The sequence below is a fragment of the Rhodococcus sp. C26F genome, assembly GCF_053345925.1.
This window is the reverse complement of sequence record NZ_JBKFBA010000041.1, coordinates 22,574-43,427: the sequence shown is the minus strand read 5'-3', so window position 1 is coordinate 43,427 and position 20,854 is coordinate 22,574. Positions and strand designations below refer to the sequence as shown.

Below are 20,854 nucleotides of genomic sequence, written 5' to 3'. Positions count from 1 at the left end.
CCCCGAACGGGAACAGTAGGGGTGGCCGGAACTACAGATCGAGAGCCGCCGAGGCCGAGAACGTCCGGCCCGGATCACGATCGGCGAAGTAACCGCCGAGCTCGTCGGCGAGCGCTGCGGGGGTCCACTGCCCGTCGGCGTCGAAACGCTGCTCGACGACCGGCGCGGCCATCAGGGCCACCATGGGTCCGTAGACGATGAAGACCTGCCCGTTGACGCGATCGGCCGCCGGGGAGGCGAGATAGGCGACCAGATTCGCGACGTGGTCGGGCGAGAGCGGATCGATGCCGTCGTCCGGTGCGTCGCCGAAGACCGCCTCGGTCATCGACGTGCGCGCGCGGGGGCAGATCACGTTCGCCCGGACCCCGTACCGCTCGAGACCCCGGGCGGCCGAGAGGGTGAGTGCGGTGATGCCGGCCTTGGCGGCGCCGTAGTTGGGCTGCCCGGGCGGACCGAGCAGACCGGCCTCCGAGGACGTGTTGACCAGGCGCCCGTAGACGGGGCCACCCTCCTGTTTCGACCTGTCGCGCCAGTAGGCCGCGGCATTGCGGGAGAGCAGGAAGTGACCGCGCAGGTGCACGGCGACCACCGAATCCCATTCGTCGTCGGACATGTTGGGCAGCATCCGATCCCGCGTGATGCCCGCATTGTTGACGACGATGTCGAGACCACCGAACTTGCCTTGCGCCGCGGCGAGCATCGCATCGGCCGTCTCACGCTCGGCGACGCTGCCGGGCACGAACTCCGCCTCGGCACCGAGATCGCGGATCCGCGCGAGGGTGTCCTCCACCGCGTCGTTCTCCACGAGATCGTTGACCACCACCGATGCTCCGGCCCGCGCGAGCGCGAGCGCCTCGGCACGTCCGAGACCCGCTCCGGCTCCCGTGACGACGGCGACCCGCCCTTCGAGAGACACCCGATCGTCGTTCTCCGCGCCACCGTTGGCGTCCGCACTCATCCACGTACTCCTCGAGATTCGGGCCGATTGCCGGCCGCACGCCGGTACTCTCCCCACCAGGACCCGGGGGCACCGAAAATGTAGAACTTGTTATTTTTCCTGACAAGGGTCGGTGCCGGTCACCGTCCGACGCTCACGCCTCGGCGAGCGCCGCACGCGGGCACTGGGCGACGGCCTCGCGGACGGCGTCCTCGCTACCCTCGGGTACGGGATGCGTGACGATCAGCTCGTCGTCGTCGTTGAGATCGAAGACGTCGGGCGCCAGCCCGACACACACGCCGTTCGCTTCACAGCGGTCGAAGTCGACCTTGACATCCATTCCGGGACCTCGCTTCACATTCGCGCCGACCGATCGGGTCCAGACTAGAACGCGTTCCAATTCTGTGCAATGATTCGCGATGATCCCACAGAGACGATTCGCGGGGACACGCAGCGACGAAACGGAGCGTTCGTGGACATCTCCTACACCCCCGGGCAACAAGCCCTCCGCGAGGAATTGCGGGCCTATTTCGCACAGATCATGACACCCGAGCGCCGCGAGGCGCTCGCGGCCACGACCGGGGAGTACGGCTCCGGCAACGTGTACCGCGAGGTCGTACAGCAGATGGGCAAGGACGGCCGGCTCACCCTCGGGTGGCCCGAGGAGTACGGTGGCCAGAACCGTTCCGCGATGGACCAATTGATCTTCACCGACGAGGCGGCCATCGCCGGCGCGCCCGTCCCGTTCCTCACCATCGACTCGGTCGCGCCGACGATCATGCACTACGGCACGGACGAGCAGAAGGAGTTCTTCCTCCCTCGCATCTCCGCGGGCGAACTGCACTTCTCGATCGGCTATTCCGAACCCGGCGCCGGCACCGACCTCGCCTCCCTGCGCACCACCGCGGTGCGCGACGGCGACGAGTGGGTCATCAACGGGCAGAAGATGTGGACGAGCCTGATCGCCTACGCCGACTACGTCTGGCTCGCCGCGCGCACCAACCCGGATGTCAAGAAGCACAAGGGGATCAGCGTCTTCATCGTGCCGACCGACGCTCCCGGCTTCTCGTACACCCCCGTGCACACCATGGCCGGCCCCGACACGAGCGCCACCTACTACCAGGACGTGCGCGTCCCGGCGTCCGCGCTCGTCGGCGAGGTCGACGGCGGCTGGGCGCTCATCACCAACCAGCTCAACCACGAGCGAGTCGCGCTCACCTCCGCCGGCCCCGTGCGCACCGCGCTGACCGAGGTCCGGCGCTGGGCGCAGGAGACGCATCTGCCCGATGGGCGACGGGTGATCGACCAGGAATGGGTCCAGATCAACCTGGCACGCGTCCATGCCAAGGCCGAATACCTGCAGCTGATGAACTGGGACATCGCCTCGAGCGCCGGCACGACCCCGCTCGGCCCGGAGGCCGCCTCGGCCAACAAGGTGTTCGGAACCGAATTCGCGACCGAGGCCTACCGGTTGCTCATGGAGGTCCTCGGACCTGCGGCGACGGTACGGCAGAACTCGGCCGGCGCACTGCTCCGCGGCCGGATCGAACGCATGCACCGCAGTTCTCTCATCCTCACCTTCGGTGGCGGCACCAACGAGGTCCAGCGCGACATCATCGCGATGACCGCTCTCGGCCAGCCGCCCGCCAAGCGTTAGAAAAGGACGCGCACCGTGGACTTCACCCTTACCGAGGCCCAGCAGGATCTCGCAGAACTGACCCGCAGCATCGTCGCGGACATCGTCACCAACGAGCACCTGCGCACACTCGATGCCTCCGAGGACCGCCTCGACCGCACCCTGTGGGACACGCTCGCATCGTCGGGCGTGCTCGGCGCCGCTCTTCCCGAGTCGCTGGGCGGAGACGGGTACGGCCCGCTCGAGCAGGCGAGCATCCTGCGTGAACTCGGCCGCGGCGTCGCCGCCGTCCCGTACATCGGCTCGATCGCCGCGTGCGCGTCGGCGATCGCGGAGTTCGGCACCGCCGAGCAGCAGGCCGAGTGGGGACGCCCTGCGGCGACCGGCGAGCAGATCCTCTCCGCCGCGCTCGCCGAGGAACTGAACCCCGATCCCACGACCCCGGCGACCCGGGCGCAGGTCACGGGCGACGGGCACGTGCTCGACGGCGTGAAGATCGTCGTCGACTCGGCGCCGGTCNGGTCGCCGACGGTTTCCTCGTCCCGGCCACCGTCGGCGACTCGGTGTCGGTCTTCCTCGTGCGACCGGACGATCCGGGTGTCTCGATCACCCGGCAGCAGACCACCGACTTCGACAGTCGCGGCATCGTCACCCTCGAGCAGGTCGCGCTCCCGGCCGACCGTGTCCTCGGCACCGACGGCCTCGCCGTGGCGACGTGGTTGCGCGACCGCAGCCTGCTCGGCTCCGCCGCCTACCAGTGCGGCGTCCTCGAACAGGCGCTCGAGCTCACCGCGCAGTACGCGCGCGAACGCGTCCAGTTCGACCGCCCGATCGGCAGTTTCCAGGCCGTCTCCCAGCGACTCGCCGACGCCTACATCGACGTCAAGGCGGTGCGACTGACCTTGTGGCAGGCCGCCTTCCGCATGGCCTCGGGTGAGCGTCACGACGACGCCCTGCGCACCGCGGCCTTCTGGGCGGCCGATGCGGGACACCGTGTCGCGCACACGACCGTGCACGTGCACGGCGGTGTCGGACTCGACGAGGACCATCCGGTGCACCGCTACTTCCTCGCGGCCAAGCACCACGAGTTCCTGCTCGGCTCCGCCACCGACCAGTTGCGCGCGCTCGGACGCGAACTCGCCGACGTCCCGGCCTGATCGCATGACCGCCTTCACCGTCACCGAACTGCTCGAACGACTCGCCGGCGTCGACGATCGGGGTCTGCGCTTCGAGGAGACCGAACTGTCCTGGCGCGAGCACGTCGCGCAGTCCCGGCGACGCGCGGCACTGCTGTGCGACCTGCTCGACGACCCGGCACCGAAGCACATCGGGATCCTCATGGACAACGTCCCGGAGTTCTCGTTGCTTCTCGGCGCCGCGGCCTTCTCCGGTTCGGTGGTGGTGGGCCTGAACACGACCCGGCGCGGCGCGGCGCTCGCCCGCGACATCGCGCTCGCCGATTGCCGGGTCGTGTTCACCGAGGCCGCCCATGCGTCACTGCTCGACGGTGTGGATCTCGGCGACGTGCGGGTGATCGACGTCGACTCCCCCGAGTGGCCGGCGATGCTCGCCCCGTTCGCCGGCACGGTCGTGGAGACTGCCGCGCATTCCCCCGACGACCTGTTCATGCTGATCTTCACGTCGGGCACGAGCGGCGACCCGAAGGCCGTGCGGTGCACGCACCGCAAGTTCACCGATCCCGCGACGATGCTCGCCACGCGGTTCGGTCTCGGCTCCGACGACACCGTGTACGTGTCGATGCCCCTGTTCCACTCCAACGCGATGATCGCCGGCTGGTCGATCGGACTCGCCGCGCGCGGCAGCATCGCCCTGCGTCGCCGGTTCTCGGCGTCGGGTTTCCTTCCCGACGTCCGCCGTTACGGCGTGACCTTCGCGAACTATGTCGGCAAGCCGCTGTCGTATGTGGTGGCGACTCCCGAGCAGCCCGACGACCACGACAACCCGCTGCGCATCGTGTACGGCAACGAGGCGTCGGCCGCCGACGTCGCCGAGTTCACGCGGCGCTTCGGCGCACGGGTGGTCGACGGGTTCGGCTCGACCGAGGGCGGCATCGCGATTGCGTCGGCACCCGACGCCCCGGCCGGCGCCCTCGGCCGGCTTCCCGAGGGCATCGAGATCCTCGATCCCGAGACGGGGCGACGCTGCCCTCCGGCGGTGTTCGACGCGAACGGCAGGATCACCAACGCCGACGCCGCGACGGGCGAGCTCGTCAACGTGCGCGGCGCCGGTCTGTTCGACGGCTACTACAACAACCCCGAGGCCGACGCCGAACGCCTCCGCGACGGTCGCTATCACAGCGGCGACCTCGCCTACCGGGACGAGAACGGCTTCGTCTACTTCGCCGGACGCAGTTCGGGCTGGCTCCGGGTGGACGGTGAGAATCTCGGTGCGGCACCCATCGAACGCATCCTGATGCGGTACGAGGGTTTCGCTCAGGTCGCGGTGTACGGGGTGCCCGACCGCAACGTCGGCGACCGGGTGATGGCCGCGGTGATCCCTGCGGCGGGCTCCGACTTCGATCCGGTCGCGTTCGCGCGTTTCCTCGATGTGCAGACCGATCTCGGCCCCAAGCAGATGCCCGGTCTGATCCGTGTCTGCAGCGAGTTCCCCCGCACCGCGACCTTCAAGGTCCTGACCCGTTCCCTGGCCGCCGAACGCTGGTCCTGCAGCGATCCGGTGTGGCTTCGGGAACGTGGCGATTCCGAATTCCGGCTGTTGTCAGACGAACTGGTGCACCTTCTCGAACCCGCCTCCGTCGGCACTTCTGCGCGATAGCGTCGTCCCGAGACCCGGGATCGCTCCCTTGCCGCTCTACATACCCTGGGGTATGTTCGGCGCACCCGAGAGGTCGGGACGCGGTTTCGTCGATGCGACCGTGGAAGAAGCGAGGATTCATGGGATCGGTGCCACGCGCGACCGCACACGCACTCGGCGGCTTCTATGCGCTGTCCCTCGACGCGTTCACCGCCCTGTTCCGCTCCCGCTTCCAATGGCGCGAATTCCTCACCCAGTTCTGGTTCGTCGCCCGGGTGTCGCTCGTGCCCACGATCCTGATGTCCGTCCCGTTCACCGTCCTCGTCGTGTTCACGCTCAATTCGCTGCTGCTCGAGATCGGTGCCGGCGACCTGAGCGGAGCGGGTGCCGGGCTCGGCGCCATCACGCAGATCGGCCCGCTCGTGACGGTGCTGGTCGTCGCCGGGGCCGGCGCCACCGCGATCGCCGCCGACCTCGGCTCCCGCACCATCCGCGACGAGATCGCCGCGCTCGAGGTACTCGGCATCGACCCCGCCGCCCGGCTCGTGCTGCCGCGCGCCCTGGCGTCGACCGTCGTCGCGGTCACGCTCAACGGGGCGGTGTGCGCGATCGGCCTGATCGGCGGGTTCTTCTTCTCGGTGACCCTGCAGAACGTCGATCCCGGCGCCTACGCCGCGGGGGTCACGCTGCTCGTCGGTCCCGGTGAGCTGTTGCTGTCGGAGATCAAGGCGGCGGTCTTCGGTCTGCTCGCGGGCCTGATCGCGTGCCATCGCGGGCTCTCGGTCAGCGGCGGCCCGAAGAGCGTCGGCGAGGCCGTCAACGAGACGGTGGTCTTCGCGTTCGTCGCGTTGTTCCTCGCCAACATGCTGCTCACCTCGATCGGTATCGCGGTGATGGGTCGGTGAACGCGATGAGCGTGGTGATGGGGCGATGAGTATCACGGGGACGGCCACCGGTCGGACTGCGCAGGTGATGCGCCGCCTCGGCCACGGGATCTCGCGCAGCATCGACACCCTGGGGCGCCAGGTCGTCTTCCTCGTCGGCGCGCTGTTCTCGACGGTGCGGGCGGCCCGGCACCATCCGCGCGAGACCCTGCGTGTGGTCTCGGAGATCGGTCTCGGCACCGGTGTGCTCGCGATGGTGGGCGGCAGCGTCGCCATCATGGGCTTCCTCACCCTGTTCGCCGGCGCGACCGTCGCCGTTCAGGGCTTCACCTCGCTCGGCAACATCGGTGTCGAAGCGCTCACCGGTTTCCTGTCCGCCTACGTCAACGTCCGGGTCGTCGCACCCGTGACGGCCGGTGTCGGTCTCGCCGCGACCATCGGCGCCGGCACCACCGCGCAACTCGGCGCGATGCGGATCAGCGAGGAGATCGACGCGCTCGAGGTCATGGCCATCAAGTCGGTGCCGTATCTCGTCGGCACCCGCATCCTGGCGGGCCTGATCGCCGTCGTGCCGCTGTACTCGCTGTCGGTGCTGGCGTCGTTCCTGTCGAGCCGCATCGCGACCGTCGTGGTGCTCGGCCAATCACCCGGCGTCTACGACCACTATTTCGCGACCTTCCTGCGTCCCACCGACGTGCTGTGGTCGTTCGGGCAGGCGATCACCATGGCCGTGGTCGTCATGACCGTGCACAGCTACTACGGCTACACCGCCACGGGCGGGCCGTCCGGCGTCGGTGTCGCGACGGGTCGCGCGGTGCGGATGTCGCTCATCGCGGTGGTGACGGTGACCCTGCTGATCTCCCTGGTCCTCTACGGCAGCAGCCGCCAGCTGCATCTGGCGGGGTGAGTAGCGTGCCCACCTGGTTGCCGAAGGTCGCTGCGATCTGCTTCGTCGTCGTCTCCGCGCTCGTTCTCGTGTTCGTCTACCACGGCTTCCGCGGCTCGTTCACGCCCGGCGTGAAGGTGACCGTCGAGAGCGGCCGCTCCGGCCTGATGCTCGAGGACGGTGCCATGGTCAAGGCGCACGGGGTGCACGTCGGCAGCGTCACGGCGGTGCAGCAGACGCCGTCCGGCGCGGTGATCGAACTGCGCCTGGATCCGGACGCCGCCGCCCGGTTGCCCGCCGACCCCGGCGCCGACATCCGCGCCACGACGGTCTTCGGCGCCAAGTACGTCACCCTCACCGACCCGCCGTCACCCGGCCCGGTCGGCCTGGTCGAGGGCACGGTGCTGCGCGCATCGAGCGTGACCGTGGAGACGAACACCGTCTTCGAATCCCTGTCCGACGTCCTGCAGGCGGTCGATCCGGCGAAGCTGAACCGCACGCTCGGTGCGCTGTCGTCGGCGTTGCGCGGACAGGGCGAGTCGCTCGGCCGCGCACTCGTCGACACCGATGCCGTCCTCACCCGGATCGAACCGCGCACCGAGACACTGCGACGCGATCTCGCCACCGCCGAGGCGACCGCCGACATCTACGCCGGAGCCACCGACGGGATCGTGGCGTCGTTCGACAACCTCGCGGTCACCGGCACGACCCTCGTCGACCGCGCCGACGACCTCGACCGCGTCCTGCTCGCCGCGATCGGTATGGGCGACGCCGGTCGTCGTGTGGTCGAGCCGAACAGCGAGCAGATCGTCGACGTGCTCGATCTGCTGCGCCCGACGGTCTCTCTCCTCGAGGAGTACTCGCCGGTCCTCCCATGCTTCCTGCAGGGTGCCGACCGCGCCCGGCAGCTCGCCGAACCGGCCTCGGGCGGCAACGGCTCGTCGATGATGCTGAAGTCGACCTTCCTGCTCGGCACCGACCCGTACGAATATCCGCGCAATCTCCCGGTGGTCGAGGCCACCGGCGGGCCACGCTGCGGTCCCCTGCCGATCGTGACGGCCGACGAGACCCCCGCCCCGTACGTCGTGGCGAACACCGGCGCCAACCCGTTCGAGGCCGGCAACACCTCACCGGTCTTCGTCCCCGACTCGCTGTTCGAACTGCTCACCGGAGGCGCCGGATGACACGCACCGCGATCGCCGCGGGCATCTACGCCCTCGTCATGGTTCTGATCCTCGCCGGACTGTTCGTCGTCTTCGGCCAGGTCCGGTTCGGTGAATACACGCGCTACCACGCGGTCTTCGACGACGTCTCCGGTCTCGAGGAGGGCCAGTTCGTCCGTGTCTCCGGAGTCGAGGTCGGCAGGGTCACCGCCGTGGAGTTCGGCGAGAACAACCGCATCGACGTGGCTTTCGAGGTCGACTCGTCGTACACCCCGACCCGCGCGAGCATCGCCACCGTGCGCTATCTCAACCTCGTCGGCGACCGCTATCTCGAATTATCCGACGGCGCCGGCGATCCCACGCTCATGGCGGCGGGCGAGACGATCGGCACCGACCGGACCCGGCCGGCACTCGATCTCGACGTGCTCATCGGCAGCTTCACACCGCTGTTCCGCGCGCTCGAACCCGAACAGGTCAACCGGTTGTCGGCCGATCTCATCACCGTGCTGCAGGGGCAGGGCGGCACCGTCGAATCCGTCCTCGCCCAGGCGGCCTCGCTGACCTCGCACATCGCCGACCGCGACGTGCTCGTCGGGCAGGTGATCACGAACCTCGACTCGGTGCTCGCGAACCTCGCCGCGCACCGCGACACCTTCGACACCGCACTGATGCGCGCCCACGAGGTGGCCGCGCGACTCGCGCAGGACGCCACGCTCGTCGGCGACGCCGTCACCCACATCGATGCGATCGGCGGGTCGCTCACCGATCTGCTCGCGCAGTCCCGCACCTCACTTGCCGGCACGATCCGCGAAACCGGCAACGTCGCCGCGCAGGTCGACTCGCGCAGCGACACCGTCGAACAACTGGCGACCGAACTCCCCGACGTCTACAAGGCCCTCACGCGACTCGGCGCCTACGGCGGATTCTTCAACTACTACCTGTGCGGCATGCTCATCGAGATCAACGACCTGTCCGGGAACAAGGTCACCTCACCGCTGTTCGGGCAGACGACGGGCAGGTGCGCTCCGGCATGACCCAGTTCCGCGAGATGAATCCCGTGCGTGTCGGCGTCGTCGGCACGATCGTGCTCGTCGTGCTCGTGCTCGGCGCCCTGAACATCCGTTCCCTGCCGTTCCTCGACGGTGGCACGACCTACCGGGCGAGATTCGTCGACGCCGGCGGTCTGAACACCGGCGACACCGTGCAGGTCGCGGGCAAGGACGCCGGGCGGGTGACCGACATCGACATCGACCACGACGCCGTGGCCGTCACGTTCACGGTCGACCGGGCGGTGGTCCTGGGCACCGACACCGCCGTCGAGATCGCCACCGCCACCGCGCTCGGGGCACGCAACCTGCGCGTGCGTCCCGCCGGTCCGGGACGACTCGAGGACGGCGCCACCATCGACCTCGACCGCACCGTCGCGCCCTATCAGTTGACCGACGCTCTCGGCGATCTCACCGACACCGCCGCGGCGATCGACACCGAGCAGCTGCGCGAGTCGATGGAAGTGCTGTCCGACACCCTGCGCGAGACGCCCGACGACGTCGGCGCGGCGCTCGACGGTGCGCGGCGACTGTCCGAGACCGTCGCGTCGCGGGACGAATCCCTGCGGGCGCTGCTCGCGCACGCCGAACAGGTCACCGAGGTCCTCGCCGAGCGCAGCGACGCGATCGACGCCCTGATCGTCGATGCCGACCGCATCCTCGGCGAACTGCACCGCCGCCGAGCCGCTCTCGACACCCTGTTCGCGAACGTCGATGCGCTGTCGATCCAGATCTCGAATCTCGTCGCCGACAACGAGGCACAACTCGAACCCACCCTCGGCAAGCTGAACGCCGTCCTCGGGATCCTCGAACGCAACCGCGACAACATCGCTCTGGCCATCGAGCGGCTGGGCCCGTACGCGACCGAACTCGGCGAGGCCGTCGCGTCCGGCCCGTTCTTCAACTCGTACATCCAGAACCTGTTGCCCATGCAGATCATCGAGCCGGCCCTGACCGCCGCGCTCGAGAAGGCCGGCATCACGCCGCCGGGAGGTACACCGTGACGCGACTACGTCCCCTGATCTCGTGGGGTGTCCCGATCCTGCTCCTCGCCGTCGTCGCGGTGGTGTCGTTCACCGTCGCGCCGTGGCGGTCGGCCGACGAATACGCTGCCGAATTCACCTCGAGCCGTGGCCTGTACGTGGGTGACGACGTGCGCATCATGGGGGTCGAGGTCGGGCGTGTGACGAAGATCGAACCGCGCGGCGATCGCGTCCTCGTGCGCTTCGACATCGACTCCGAGCGCCGCATCCCCGCCGACGCACAGGCCGCGATCGTCGCCCCCACTCTGGTTTCCGCCCGCTTCGTCCAGCTCACCCCACCGCACACGGGAGGACCGGAACTGCCGGTGGGAGCAACGATTCCCGTCGAACGCACCGCGGTCCCGGTCGAATGGGACGAGATCACCGAACAACTGACGCGACTGACGACCGAACTGGGGCCCGACGACACCGACCCGCAGGGGGCACTCGGTGAGGTCCTCGACGTCGCGGCCGCCAACGCCGAGGGACACGGCCCCGCCCTGCGCGACAGCCTGCAGCAGCTCGCAACGGCGATGCGCACGATCTCCGACGGCCGGCACGACCTGTTCGGCACCCTCGGCAACCTGCAGGTCTTCGTCGAGGCACTGTCGATGAGCGGCGATCAGATCGTCTCCTTCCACGACCGGCTCGCGTCCGTCACCGAGATCCTCGACGCCAACCGCGACGACATGGGCGCCGCGCTGGCGGGACTCGACGCCGTCCTCGTCGACGTCGAGCGGTTCGTCCGCGACAACCGCGAGCGCGTCGACACGACCGTCGATCGCACGGCCGCACTGACCGAGACCCTGGCGGCGCAGCGCGACGGGATCGCGCAGGTACTGCACGTCGCACCGACGGCGTTGTCGAACCTGCAGGGCATCTATCAGCCCGCGCACAACACGGTGGTCTCGGCGTTGTCGCTGACCAACTTCGCCAATCCTGCCCAGTTCGTCTGCTCTGCGCTCGCCGCGGCCGAGCAGGTCGACGCGCACACCGCGTCGGAGTTGTGCGTGCAGTATCTCGGCCCGATCCTGCCGCTGCTCGCGATGGACTACCCACCCGTGCGCATCAACCCGACGCGCGGCGTGGGTGCATTGCCCGACCAGCTCGTCTACACCGAGCCCGAGTTGATGCCGGCGCCCGGTGCGCCGTCGCCGGCCTCGCTGGCCGATCTGCTCTCCCCGGGGGCGCCGTGAGAACACGAGTCCTGCGCGCGGTCGGTGTCCTCGCCTGCCTGGCCCTGACCGCCGGGTGCGAGTGGCGCGGCCTGAACAGCCTGCCCCTTCCCGGCACGCACGGTCGCGGCGACGACGCGTTCGCCGTGATCATCGAGATGCCCGACGTCACGACCCTTGAACGCAATTCGCGGGTCCGCGTCGGCGACGTCACCGTCGGGCGGGTCGCCGACCTGCGGCTCGGCGACGGACATGCGCTCGTGACGGTGATGGTCGACGGCAGCACGGTGCTTCCGGAGAACACGGTCGCGAAGATCGGGCAGACGAGCCTGCTCGGGTCCGCCCACGTCGAACTCTCTCCCCCGCTCGCCGAACCCGCCCGTGGCCGGCTCGGGGACGGCGACGTCATCCCCCTCGAGCGGGCGGGTGCGTCCCCCACCACCGAGCAGACCCTGTCGTCGCTGTCGCTGGTGCTCAGCGGCGGTGGCCTCGCCCAAGCCCAGGAGATCACCCGCGAACTCAACCGGGCGATGGACGGACGGCAGGAGTCGGTGCGGGCCCTGCTCACCCGCCTCGACGCGGTGCTCGCCGGGCTGGACGGCCAGAAGGAGCAGATCGTGAGCGCGATGGAATCGCTCGACGCACTCGCCGTCGAGGTCGCCGAGCACAACACCGAGATCGCGGCGGCGACGGACGATCTCGCGCCCGCCATGGAGGTGTTGTCCACCCAGCGCGACGACCTGACCCGCGCCGCCGATGCGCTCGGGCAGTTCGGGCGCGTCGCGAACGAGGTCGTCGAGGCGAGCGGCGACGACGTCGTCGCGAACCTGCGTGATCTCGAACCGGTGCTGGCCTCGCTCGCGTCGGCGGGCGACTCGCTCACCGAGTCGCTGCGCTACCTGCTGACCTTCCCGTTCCCCATCGACACCTACCGCAACGCGGTGCGCGGCGACTACGCGAACGGCACGGTCATCCTCGACCTCACCCTGCCGACCCTCGAGAACGCACTGCTGCTCGGCACGCCCTTCGAGAACGCACTCACCGGCGGCGGGCGACCCGTGCCGGATCTGGTGTCGCTGCTCGTCCCGCCCGTGTCGGAGCCGACCCGATGAGCCCGGCTGCGGTGCTGCGCCGCAAACTGGCGGTGTTCTTCTCGTTCGGGATCGCGGCGGTGCTGATCGTCGCGCTGTTCATCGTCGAGGTGCCCGCCCTGTTCGGGGTGGGACGCTACGAGGTGCGTCTCGACCTCGCCGACGCCGGGGGTCTGTATCCCTCGGCGAACGTCACCTACCGCGGCATCGAGATCGGCCGGGTGACGTCGCTGACCATGACCACCAGCGGCGCCGAGGCGGTCCTGTCACTCGACTCGGATGTCCCGGTGCCCGCCGATTCGGCAGCACAGGTCCGCAGCATGTCGGCGATCGGCGAGCAGTACGTCGAGTTCCTGCCCGACGGCGAGGACGGCCCGTATCTGACCGCGGGGTCGATCGTTCCCCGCGACCGCATCTCCGTGCCCGAACCGATCGGCGGTGCACTCGACCAGCTCGACGCCACGCTGCAATCCGTGGGTCCCGACCGCCTCGCCCTGCTGCTCGACGAGACCCACACGGCGGTGGCAGATTCCGGCGACGCCCTGCGGATCCTCGTCGAGGCGGGCGCGGCGGTGAGCGCCGAGGCCGCCGCGAGCGCGGACAGCACCGCGGCACTGATCGATCAGGTCGGCCCGTTGCTCGACACGCAGGTCGCGTCGTCGGATGCGATCGCCCGCTGGGCGTCCTCCCTGGCGGGCACCACCGCGCAGCTGCGCGACTCCGACAGCGACGTGCGCACGCTCCTCGGCGTGACGGCCCCTGCCGCCGCGCAGGTGCAGGCACTGTTCGAGGAGGCAGAACCGACCCTCCCCCTGCTGCTCGCCAATCTCGTCACCGTCGAGCAGGTCGCCGTGGTGTACCGGCCGTCGCTCGAACAGATGCTGGTGCTGTTCCCGTCGATCATGGCGTCGACCCAGTCGGCGGGTCTGCCCAATGTCGACAACCCGTCGCAGAACACCTACTTCACCGCGACCTTCAACGACCCGCCCCCGTGCATCACCGGCTTCCTGCCGCCGGAACAGCGGCGCTCGCCCACCGAGTTCGACGTGCCCGACACCCCACCCGATCTGTACTGCAAGCTGCCGGCGGACTCCCCCATCGCGGTGCGCGGAGCACGGAACATGCCGTGCATCGAGTACCCGGGGCGCCGCGCCCCCACGGTACAGTTGTGCCGCGACGGTGGTTATTCGGCGACAAGCCTGGAAGGGCTTCTGTCGCCGCCGAACTGAGCGACGGGCGGGGCCGATGGACACCGACGGGTCATCCGGCGAGGCGGAACGCACGCCCGACGGCAGATATGTGGTGGTGAAGGGGCGGCGCTGGCGTGCCACCGATCCCGCGATTCCCGAACCGCTGCGGAAGCAGCTGGTGGCGGAGCTGATGCGCGCCCGCCGTCTCGTGAAGAGCGAGGGCGACGCCGCGCGACATCGTGTCCAGGACGCCAAGGTCGCGCTCGGTGAGCGCGGGCATCCGTGGTGGGAGCCGCTCGACGACGACGCGGCCCGCGAACGGCTTGCGGCCACGATCTGCGTACTGCTCCGGGAACGGGATCCGTCGACCATCTGCCCGAGCGACGCCGCGCGGGTTGCGGGCGGACAAGCATGGCGCGACCTGATGGACACCGCCCGCTCGGTGGCCGCCGAACTCGAACGCAGCGAACACGTCGTGATCACGCAGAAGGGCGAGCCGGTGGACGTGGAGACGGCTCGAGGCCCGATCCGGATTGCACCCGGACCGAACCTCGAGCACCCTCGTCCCTCCCCGTGAGACGAATCCGAGCGGATCAGACGCTCGCGGCCTCGTTCAGCTTCTCCAGCGTGCCGGTCGCCTCGAGGTACTCCTGCACCCAGCGTTCGATGACCGCGGAGGTCTTGTCGACCTTCGTGAACTGCCCGACGACCTGACCGACGGGGTTGAACGCGACGTCGACCGACTCGTCGGGGTACTTGTGAGTGGCGGCGACGGCCATGCCGGAGACCATGTACTGCAACGGCATTCCGAGGGGCTTCGGGTTGCCCTCCTGCTCCCACGCCTCGGTCCAGTCGTTGCGGAGCATGCGGCAGGGCTTGCCGGTGAACGAGCGGCTGCGGACGGTGTCGCGGCTGCTCGCCTTGATGTAGGCCTCCTGCTGCACCGGGGTGTTCTCGGCCTCCTCGACCATGAGCCACTGCGAACCGGTCCACGCACCCTGGGCGCCGAGCGCGAGCGCCGCGGCGATCTGCTGGCCGCTGCCGATACCTCCGGCCGCCAGCACCGGGACCGGTGCGACCTCCTTGACGACCTGCGGCCACAGCACGATCGAGCCGACCTCACCGCAGTGCCCACCACCTTCGCCGCCCTGGGCGATGATGATGTCGACACCGGCGTCGGCGTGCTTGCGGGCCTGCTTCGGCGAACCGCACAGCGCCGCGACCTTGCGACCGGCCTCGTGGATGTGCTCGATCATGTCGGCCGGTGGGGTGCCGAGTGCGTTGGCGATGAGCGTGACCTTCGGATGCTGCAGCGCCACCTCCACCTGCGGGGTCGCGGTGGCCTCGGTCCAACCGAGAAGCTGCAACGCGTTATCGTCGCCTTCGGGCAGCGGGACACCGTGGTCGGTGAGGATCTTGCGACCGAATTCGAGGGTCTCCTGCGGCACCATCGACTGCAGCATCTTCGTGAGTTCCTCGGCGGAGAGGTTCGCGTCCATGCCTTCGTACTTGTTGGGGATGACGATGTCGACGCCGTAGGGGCGGTCGCCGATGTGCTCGTCGATCCAGTTCAGCTCGATTTCGAGCTCTTCCGGTGTGAACCCGACGGCGCCGAGGACGCCGAAGCCGCCGGCCTTGGCGACGGCGACGACGACGTCGCGGCAGTGGGTGAACGCGAAGATCGGGAACTCGATGCCGAGTTCGTCGCAGATGGGCGTGTGCATTCGGCACTCCTCGATAGAAAGTCGCAAGACTGGAACACGTTCTACATTAGTGCGAGATGGCCTTGTGCGAAAGGCACGCAACAACGGACGAAGGCTCGCAACATCAGCAGTGACTGCCGACGTTGCGAGCCTTCGCCTCGCGTTGCGTACCTCAGATAACTCCCCGCTCGCGGAGTTCCTTCTGCTCGATGTCGCTCAGTCCGAGAATCTCGCCGTAGACCGCCGCGTTGTCGTATCCCGCGACGGGCGGACCGGCACGACGTACCGAACCCGGCGTCGCGGTGAGCGTCGGCACCACACCGGGGCCGAGCACGTCGGTGCCGGTGCGCTCGTCGTGATGCGGAACGATCATGTCCCGTGCTTGGAACTGCAGATCCGCGACGACCTCCGCGACCGTGTTCACCGGACCGGACACCACACCCGACGACGACAGGTGCGCCAGCAGGTCGTCGAGCGTCCACGTCGCCGCCCACTCACCGATGAGGGCGTCGAGCTCGTCCTGGTTCACGCCACGCGCGAGGTGGTCGGCGAAGCGCGGGTCGTCGGCGAGCTCGGGGCGTTCCATCGCCGCGCACAGGCGACGGAAGACCGTGTCCTGGTTGGCGGCGATGACGATCCACATGTCGTCGGACGTCCGGTACAGGTTCGACGGGGCGATGCCCTCGAGCCGGGTGCCGGAGGGGCCGCGGACGACGCCCGCGACGTCGTAGTCGGGGATCACCGATTCCTGGATGGCGAGGCACGCCTCGGTGAGCGCCACGTCGACGACCTGCCCGCGTCCGGTCCGTTCGCGACCGAGCAGCGCGGCGAGGATGCCCTGCACGGCGAACATCCCGGCGAGGGAGTCGCCGAGGGAGAGCGCGAGTCGCGGGGGTGCCTGGCCGGGATATCCGTTCAGGTGCCGCAGTCCGCTCTCCGCCTCGGCCACGGACGCGTAGCCGGCCTGCCCGGCCTTGGGACCGGTCTGCCCGTAGCCGGAGACGCGGGCCAGCACGATGCCCGGATTGATCTCGGAGAGCACGTCGTAGCCGAGCCCCCACTTCTCGAGCGTGCCGGGACGGAAGTTCTCGACCACCACATCGGACTCGGCGACGAGACGCCGGAACAGTTCCTGCCCGTCGGGTGCCCGCAGATCGAGGGTGACGCAGCGCTTGTTGCGCGCGTGCACCGTCCAGAAGTAGCGGTGCCCGTCCCGCTCGCCCTGTCCCCAGGTGCGGAGCGGGTCGGGACGCTTCGGATCCTCGATCTTGATGACGTCGGCACCCATGTCGCCGAGCAGACGTCCTGCATACGGACCGGCGATCAGGGTTCCCAGTTCGAGCACCCTGATGTCCGCCAGCGCTCCCGCTGCCTGCGACTCGCCTTGTGTCGACTCGCCTTGTGTCGACTCGACTTGTGTCACTGCCTCTTCCGTCCTCTGGTCAGTAACCGAGGTGAACCGTCTTCTCCTCGGTGAACGCTTCGAGCCCGCTGCGGCCCAGTTCACGACCGATGCCGCTCGCGTCACGTCCACCCCAGGGTAGTGCCGGATCGGGCACACCCCAGCCGTTGACCCACACCGTGCCCACACGCAACTGCGGGATCACGCTGTGCACTGTCGACAGGTTCTGGCTGAAGACGAACGCGTTGAGACCGTACTTGGTGGCGTTCGCCAGCTGCACGGCCTCCTCCGTGGTCCTGAAGGTGATGACCGTGGCGACGGGACCGAAGATCTCCTCGCGGGCGATGGTGAGGTCGTTCGTGCCGCGGAAGACGGTCGGCTCGACGAAGAAACCGCGGTCCCCGACGCGCGACCCGCCGGTCAGCAGCTGAGCACCTTCGCTGCGGCCCTTCTCGATGTAGCCGAGGATGCGATCGAGCTGCTTGCGGTTGACGATGGTGCCCTGCGTCGTCGACGCATCGAAGGGATCACCGATCACCGCGCCGCGCGCGAACTCGACGAGTCCCTCGACCACCTCATCGGCGATCGACTCGTGCACGATCACGCGCGTGCCGGCCGCGCACACCTGGCCCTGGTGGTAGAAGTTGCCCATCGCGATCCACGGCAGCGACGCCTCGAGGTCGGCGTCGGGGAAGATCAGCTGCGGGGCCTTGCCGCCGAGTTCGAGGGTCACCTTGCGGAACTTCTCCCCGGCCAGCGAGGTGATGGTCTTGCCGACGGCCGGGCTGCCGGTGAAGGTGATCTTGTCGATGCCCTCGTGGGCGGCCAGCGCAGCACCGGCTTCGGGACCGAGACCGGGCACGACGTTGAACGCGCCGTCCGGCACCCCGGCCTCGGCGAGCAGGTCGGCGAGTTTCAGCGTCGACAGCGAGGCGTCCTCGGCGGGCTTGACGACCACCGAGCATCCGGCGGCCAGGGCCGGGGCGATCTTCCAGGCCGCGACGACCGTCGGGTTGTTCCACGGGGTGATCGCACCGACCACGCCGAGCGGCTGGCGCAGGGTGAACCCGAAGCGGTGCTGCGGGCCCACATCGGGAAGGATCATCGCCTCACCGGCGATCTTGTCGGCCCAGCCGGCGTAGTGCCGGAACGACGCCGCGGCGGCGGGGATGTCCCCGGCGACTGTGTCGGCGTAGAGCTTGCCCATCTCCGCGGTCTCGAGCGCGGACAGTTCGGGGGCGTGCTGCTCGATGAGATCGGCGGCGCGGGAGAGGATCCGGCCGCGTTCGGCACCGGCCATCCGCGACCAGGCACCGGAGTCGAAGGTGTCGCGCGCGGCGAGGACGGCCGCGTCGATGTCGGCGGCCCCACCCGCCGCGACCTCGGCGACGACCTCTTCCGTCGCCGGGTTGATCGACGAGAAGTGGGCACCGGAACGGGCGGGCACGGTTCGACCGCCGATCCGCAGCTGCGGGTCGGGAACGACGACGGGTGCGGGGGTGGACAGTTCGGTCATCACGACTCCTGGGGAGAAGGTGGGGTGAAGCGTCGGGTGAGGCCGGACCACGAGGAGTCGTAGTTCGGCTGGCGATGCGCTGCGCGGTGGGCCGCGTCGGTGACGGAGAGGGCGAGTCTCGTCTCGAACATGAACGACAGGGTGTTCACGAGCTTGACCGGCTTCAATTCGGCCGACGTCGCGAGATCGAAGGTCTCGACGTCGGGTCCGTGGGCGCCCCACTGGTTGTGGAGCGAGGCGCCACCGGGGACGAATCCTTCCGCCTTCGAGTCATGCTGTCCACGAACGAGTCCCATGAACTCGGCCATGACGTTGCGGTGGAAGTGCGGTGGCCGGAAGGTGTGCTCTCCGACCACCCAGCGGTCGGGGAAGACACAGAAGTCGACGTTGGCCTGCCCCGGAATCGGGGTGGGCGAGGTGAGCACGGTGAAGATCGACGGATCGGGATGGTCCCAGCCGGCCGTGGTCATCGCGTTGAAGCGGCCGAGATCGTACTTGTAGGCACCGTGCGTGCCGTGCCAGGCGACGACGTCGAGGGGCGAGTGGTCGAGTTCGGTGGCCCACAGGTGCCCACCGAACTTCTGCACGAGTTGCACCGTGTCCGAACGGTCCTCGTACCGAGCCGTCGGGTACAGGAAGTCGCGGGCGTGGGCGAGACCGTTCGCGCCGATGGGGCCGAGTTCCGGCAGGGTCAGGGCGGCACCGTAGTTCTCGAGCAGGTAGCCGGTCGCCTTCTCCCCCACCAGGTCCACGCGGAACCTCAGACCCCTCCCGATCACGGCGATCTCACCGGGTTCGACGAGCAGACGTCCGAGTTCGGTGCACAGCAGCAGCGCGCCGTCCTGCGGCACGAACAGCAGTTCTCCGTCGGCGTCGACGAAGTACCGGTCGGTCATCGACTGCGACGCCGCGTACAGATGGACGGCGATGCCGGTGCGGGCCCGGACGTCCCCGTTGACGGCGTAGGTCGTCACGCCGTCGAGGAAGTCCGTGCCCGGCGCCGATTCCGGCTGCGGATCCCACCGCAACCGATTCGGGGTGAGCACTCCCCCGGCGTCGGGTGCCGACACCCAGCCGGCGTCGTCGATCCGTTCGAAGGGACCGTGCGCGGCGGAAGGCATGATCCGGTACGTCCATGTGCGGCGGTTGATCTCGCGGGGCTCGGTGAACGCGGTGGCCGAGTGCTGCTCGGCGTAGAGCCCGTACGCGACCCGCTGGGGCGAATTCTGGCCCCACGGAAGCACACCCGGAACGGCCTCGCTGTAGTGCTCGTTGCCGAAGCCGTGCAGATACTCGATGCCCGCGCCGCCGGGCTCCACACCGACGTCCGCGCGCTCGCTCATGTCAACGCGACCATCTCGTGCAGCGTCGAACCCGAACGCCCGTAATCGGTTCCGTCGACGGTCACCGTCATCGTGAAGTCCGACCGGAATCGGAAGTAGCCGGGATGACCGACGAGCCGGTTGACGAGCGGCTTGAGCAGCCTGCTCGACGCGAGCGGAACGTCCTCGAGCAGGTTGTGGGCGTGCACGATCTCGCGAACGGTGAGTTTGACGTCGAGCGAGCCCGGGATGCGGAGGCGGATCCACGCCGGGTAGGTGCGGTCGGCGACCGCGTTGTGCACGATCGGCCCCTCCGTCAGTTCCACCTCGCCGTTGCTGAGGATCACGTCCCGTCCCTGCGCGACCATCACCGGCTGCGACCAGTGCGAGCCGTACTTCTTCTGGGTGTGCACCATGGCGTAGACGAGGGTGAAGTCCTCGGTGTACAGCCGACCCCAGTACCACTTGTCGATGAGGCGCTTCATGTCGCCGACGCCCCAGTTGTGGTCGTGATAGCCGCGACCGGAGACCCCGGTGGTCTTCCCGTCCACCGTCACCGTCCCCGCGACCCGCGCTCGGGGTGCGCCGACGACCCACGCGAAGAATTCGCGTTCGTTGTAGCTGGTCTGGCCGCGACCGGGCATCCACGGCGGGACCTCGGCGGTGAAGGTCAGGTCGAAGGCGAGGTCTCCTTCGGACACCGACACCTGGTAGACGGGCAGCCCGTCCTCCTCGCGGACCAGCTTCGCGAAGCTCTCGCCGACGCGCACGTCGCACCGTTCGGTGGACACCGAGAGGTCGGCGTCGGTGTACGACCGGCTCGCTTCGCGCCGCTTGCCGTCCGCGCTGTAGACGTGGATCTCCACACCGGGCTTGCGGTGCACCAACTCCCGCGTCTGGATCATCGCCACGACGATCCGTCCGTCGTCGAGATGGGCGTCGAAGTACCAGTGTTCGAAGGCGTGCTTGTCGGTGGACGGGTGGGCGCCGTTGTCGGTGGCCTCCACGGCGGTGATCTCGCCGTCGCGGCGTCCGGGGCCGTTCCAGGCTTCGATGATCTGCAGGGTCATTGAGTTCTCCGTACGAGGGTGAAGGGGGCGGGGCGG

General features: G+C 69.0%; 18 protein-coding genes and 1 pseudogene. 12 read left to right on the top strand and 7 right to left on the bottom strand.

The window, feature by feature from the left end; all coding sequences use genetic code 11:
* Window positions 1–31: 31 nt before the first annotated feature.
* Together ACLBYD_RS26195 and ACLBYD_RS26190 are read right to left on the bottom strand one after the other, a co-directional pair.
* Window positions 32–958, bottom strand: a complete 927-nt coding sequence (locus ACLBYD_RS26195; RefSeq protein WP_447818710.1) for a 3-oxoacyl-ACP reductase — start codon at window positions 956–958, stop codon at window positions 32–34.
* 133 nt (window positions 959–1,091) lie between these two features.
* Window positions 1,092–1,277: a ferredoxin gene (locus tag ACLBYD_RS26190; RefSeq protein WP_016692405.1), complete on the bottom strand. Its 186-nt coding sequence runs from the start codon at window positions 1,275–1,277 to the stop codon at window positions 1,092–1,094.
* Between the two features lie 132 nt (window positions 1,278–1,409).
* On the opposite strand from ACLBYD_RS26190, the gene ACLBYD_RS26185 reads away from it, so the two are divergent.
* From ACLBYD_RS26185 to ACLBYD_RS26130, 12 genes and pseudogenes are all read left to right on the top strand, one after another.
* On the top strand, window positions 1,410–2,594 hold the full coding sequence (locus ACLBYD_RS26185; protein WP_060654199.1) for an acyl-CoA dehydrogenase family protein: 1,185 nt from the start codon (window positions 1,410–1,412) through the stop codon (window positions 2,592–2,594).
* A gap of 15 nt (window positions 2,595–2,609) precedes the next feature.
* Window positions 2,610–3,730: pseudogene (locus ACLBYD_RS26180) on the top strand (acyl-CoA dehydrogenase family protein).
* Window positions 3,731–3,734: 4 nt separating this feature from the next.
* Entirely contained in the window at window positions 3,735–5,369 is a 1,635-nt protein-coding gene (locus ACLBYD_RS26175) for a long-chain-fatty-acid--CoA ligase (protein ID WP_447818709.1), read from the top strand.
* A gap of 119 nt (window positions 5,370–5,488) precedes the next feature.
* The gene (locus ACLBYD_RS26170; RefSeq protein ID WP_447818708.1) at window positions 5,489–6,253 is read left to right on the top strand and encodes an MlaE family ABC transporter permease; all 765 of its coding nucleotides are present in this window, start codon (window positions 5,489–5,491) and stop codon (window positions 6,251–6,253) included.
* Window positions 6,254–6,284: 31 nt separating this feature from the next.
* Window positions 6,285–7,139, top strand: coding sequence for an MlaE family ABC transporter permease (locus tag ACLBYD_RS26165; RefSeq protein WP_447818712.1), 855 nt, complete (start codon window positions 6,285–6,287; stop codon window positions 7,137–7,139).
* 5 nt (window positions 7,140–7,144) lie between these two features.
* Window positions 7,145–8,302 carry an MCE family protein gene (locus ACLBYD_RS26160; RefSeq protein ID WP_447818707.1) on the top strand — a complete coding sequence of 386 codons (1,158 nt, stop codon included), beginning with the start codon at window positions 7,145–7,147 and terminating at the stop codon, window positions 8,300–8,302.
* Complete coding sequence (locus ACLBYD_RS26155) at window positions 8,299–9,315, top strand: MCE family protein (RefSeq protein WP_447818706.1); 1,017 nt, start codon at window positions 8,299–8,301, stop codon at window positions 9,313–9,315. Before ACLBYD_RS26160 ends, ACLBYD_RS26155 begins: the two co-directional genes overlap by 4 nt.
* Window positions 9,312–10,331: an MCE family protein gene (locus ACLBYD_RS26150; RefSeq protein ID WP_447818705.1), complete on the top strand. Its 1,020-nt coding sequence runs from the start codon at window positions 9,312–9,314 to the stop codon at window positions 10,329–10,331. The genes ACLBYD_RS26155 and ACLBYD_RS26150 overlap by 4 nt, the downstream gene beginning before the upstream one ends.
* Window positions 10,328–11,545 carry an MCE family protein gene (locus ACLBYD_RS26145; protein ID WP_447818704.1) on the top strand — a complete coding sequence of 406 codons (1,218 nt, stop codon included), beginning with the start codon at window positions 10,328–10,330 and terminating at the stop codon, window positions 11,543–11,545. The genes ACLBYD_RS26150 and ACLBYD_RS26145 overlap by 4 nt, the downstream gene beginning before the upstream one ends.
* Complete coding sequence (locus ACLBYD_RS26140) at window positions 11,542–12,636, top strand: MCE family protein (protein WP_447818703.1); 1,095 nt, start codon at window positions 11,542–11,544, stop codon at window positions 12,634–12,636. Before ACLBYD_RS26145 ends, ACLBYD_RS26140 begins: the two co-directional genes overlap by 4 nt.
* Window positions 12,633–13,844 (top strand): MCE family protein, encoded by a 1,212-nt coding sequence (locus ACLBYD_RS26135; protein WP_447818702.1) that lies wholly within the window; start codon window positions 12,633–12,635, stop codon window positions 13,842–13,844. The genes ACLBYD_RS26140 and ACLBYD_RS26135 overlap by 4 nt, the downstream gene beginning before the upstream one ends.
* Window positions 13,845–13,860: 16 nt before the next feature.
* Complete coding sequence (locus tag ACLBYD_RS26130) at window positions 13,861–14,382, top strand: DUF3253 domain-containing protein (protein WP_271037831.1); 522 nt, start codon at window positions 13,861–13,863, stop codon at window positions 14,380–14,382.
* Between the two features lie 16 nt (window positions 14,383–14,398).
* Here ACLBYD_RS26130 and ACLBYD_RS26125 read toward each other — a convergent pair whose 3' ends face one another.
* The 5 genes from ACLBYD_RS26125 to ACLBYD_RS26105 all read right to left on the bottom strand — a co-directional run bounded on the left by ACLBYD_RS26125 (window position 14,399) and on the right by ACLBYD_RS26105 (window position 20,818).
* A complete protein-coding gene (locus ACLBYD_RS26125; RefSeq protein ID WP_271037832.1) occupies window positions 14,399–15,529 on the bottom strand; it encodes a nitronate monooxygenase family protein in 1,131 nt (376 codons plus the stop codon).
* Between the two features lie 151 nt (window positions 15,530–15,680).
* Entirely contained in the window at window positions 15,681–16,931 is a 1,251-nt protein-coding gene (locus ACLBYD_RS26120) for a CaiB/BaiF CoA transferase family protein (RefSeq protein ID WP_447818701.1), read from the bottom strand.
* Window positions 16,932–16,950: 19 nt separating this feature from the next.
* Entirely contained in the window at window positions 16,951–18,426 is a 1,476-nt protein-coding gene (locus ACLBYD_RS26115; protein ID WP_447818700.1) for an aldehyde dehydrogenase family protein, read from the bottom strand.
* Complete coding sequence (gene hmgA / locus ACLBYD_RS26110) at window positions 18,426–19,769, bottom strand: homogentisate 1,2-dioxygenase (RefSeq protein WP_447818699.1); 1,344 nt, start codon at window positions 19,767–19,769, stop codon at window positions 18,426–18,428. Before hmgA ends, ACLBYD_RS26115 begins: the two co-directional genes overlap by 1 nt.
* Entirely contained in the window at window positions 19,766–20,818 is a 1,053-nt protein-coding gene (locus tag ACLBYD_RS26105; RefSeq protein ID WP_447818698.1) for a lipocalin-like domain-containing protein, read from the bottom strand. Before ACLBYD_RS26105 ends, hmgA begins: the two co-directional genes overlap by 4 nt.
* Between the last annotated feature and the right edge of the window lie 36 nt (window positions 20,819–20,854).

Bases quoted from the DNA above. Each gene is read 5' to 3' on its own strand.
- ACLBYD_RS26115 (WP_447818700.1), bottom strand. From the start codon at position 18,426: ATGACCGAACTGTCCACCCCCGCACCCGTCGTCGTTCCCGACCCGCAG.
- hmgA (WP_447818699.1), bottom strand. From the start codon at position 19,769: ATGAGCGAGCGCGCGGACGTCGGTGTGGAGCCCGGCGGCGCGGGCATC.
- ACLBYD_RS26150 (WP_447818705.1), top strand. From the start codon at position 9,312: ATGACCCAGTTCCGCGAGATGAATCCCGTGCGTGTCGGCGTCGTCGGC.
- ACLBYD_RS26190 (WP_016692405.1), bottom strand. From the start codon at position 1,277: ATGGATGTCAAGGTCGACTTCGACCGCTGTGAAGCGAACGGCGTGTGT.
- ACLBYD_RS26130 (WP_271037831.1), top strand. From the start codon at position 13,861: ATGGACACCGACGGGTCATCCGGCGAGGCGGAACGCACGCCCGACGGC.
- ACLBYD_RS26125 (WP_271037832.1), bottom strand. From the start codon at position 15,529: ATGCACACGCCCATCTGCGACGAACTCGGCATCGAGTTCCCGATCTTC.
- ACLBYD_RS26155 (WP_447818706.1), top strand. From the start codon at position 8,299: ATGACACGCACCGCGATCGCCGCGGGCATCTACGCCCTCGTCATGGTT.
- ACLBYD_RS26175 (WP_447818709.1), top strand. From the start codon at position 3,735: ATGACCGCCTTCACCGTCACCGAACTGCTCGAACGACTCGCCGGCGTC.
- ACLBYD_RS26135 (WP_447818702.1), top strand. From the start codon at position 12,633: ATGAGCCCGGCTGCGGTGCTGCGCCGCAAACTGGCGGTGTTCTTCTCG.
- ACLBYD_RS26195 (WP_447818710.1), bottom strand. From the start codon at position 958: ATGAGTGCGGACGCCAACGGTGGCGCGGAGAACGACGATCGGGTGTCT.
- ACLBYD_RS26170 (WP_447818708.1), top strand. From the start codon at position 5,489: ATGGGATCGGTGCCACGCGCGACCGCACACGCACTCGGCGGCTTCTAT.
- ACLBYD_RS26105 (WP_447818698.1), bottom strand. From the start codon at position 20,818: ATGACCCTGCAGATCATCGAAGCCTGGAACGGCCCCGGACGCCGCGAC.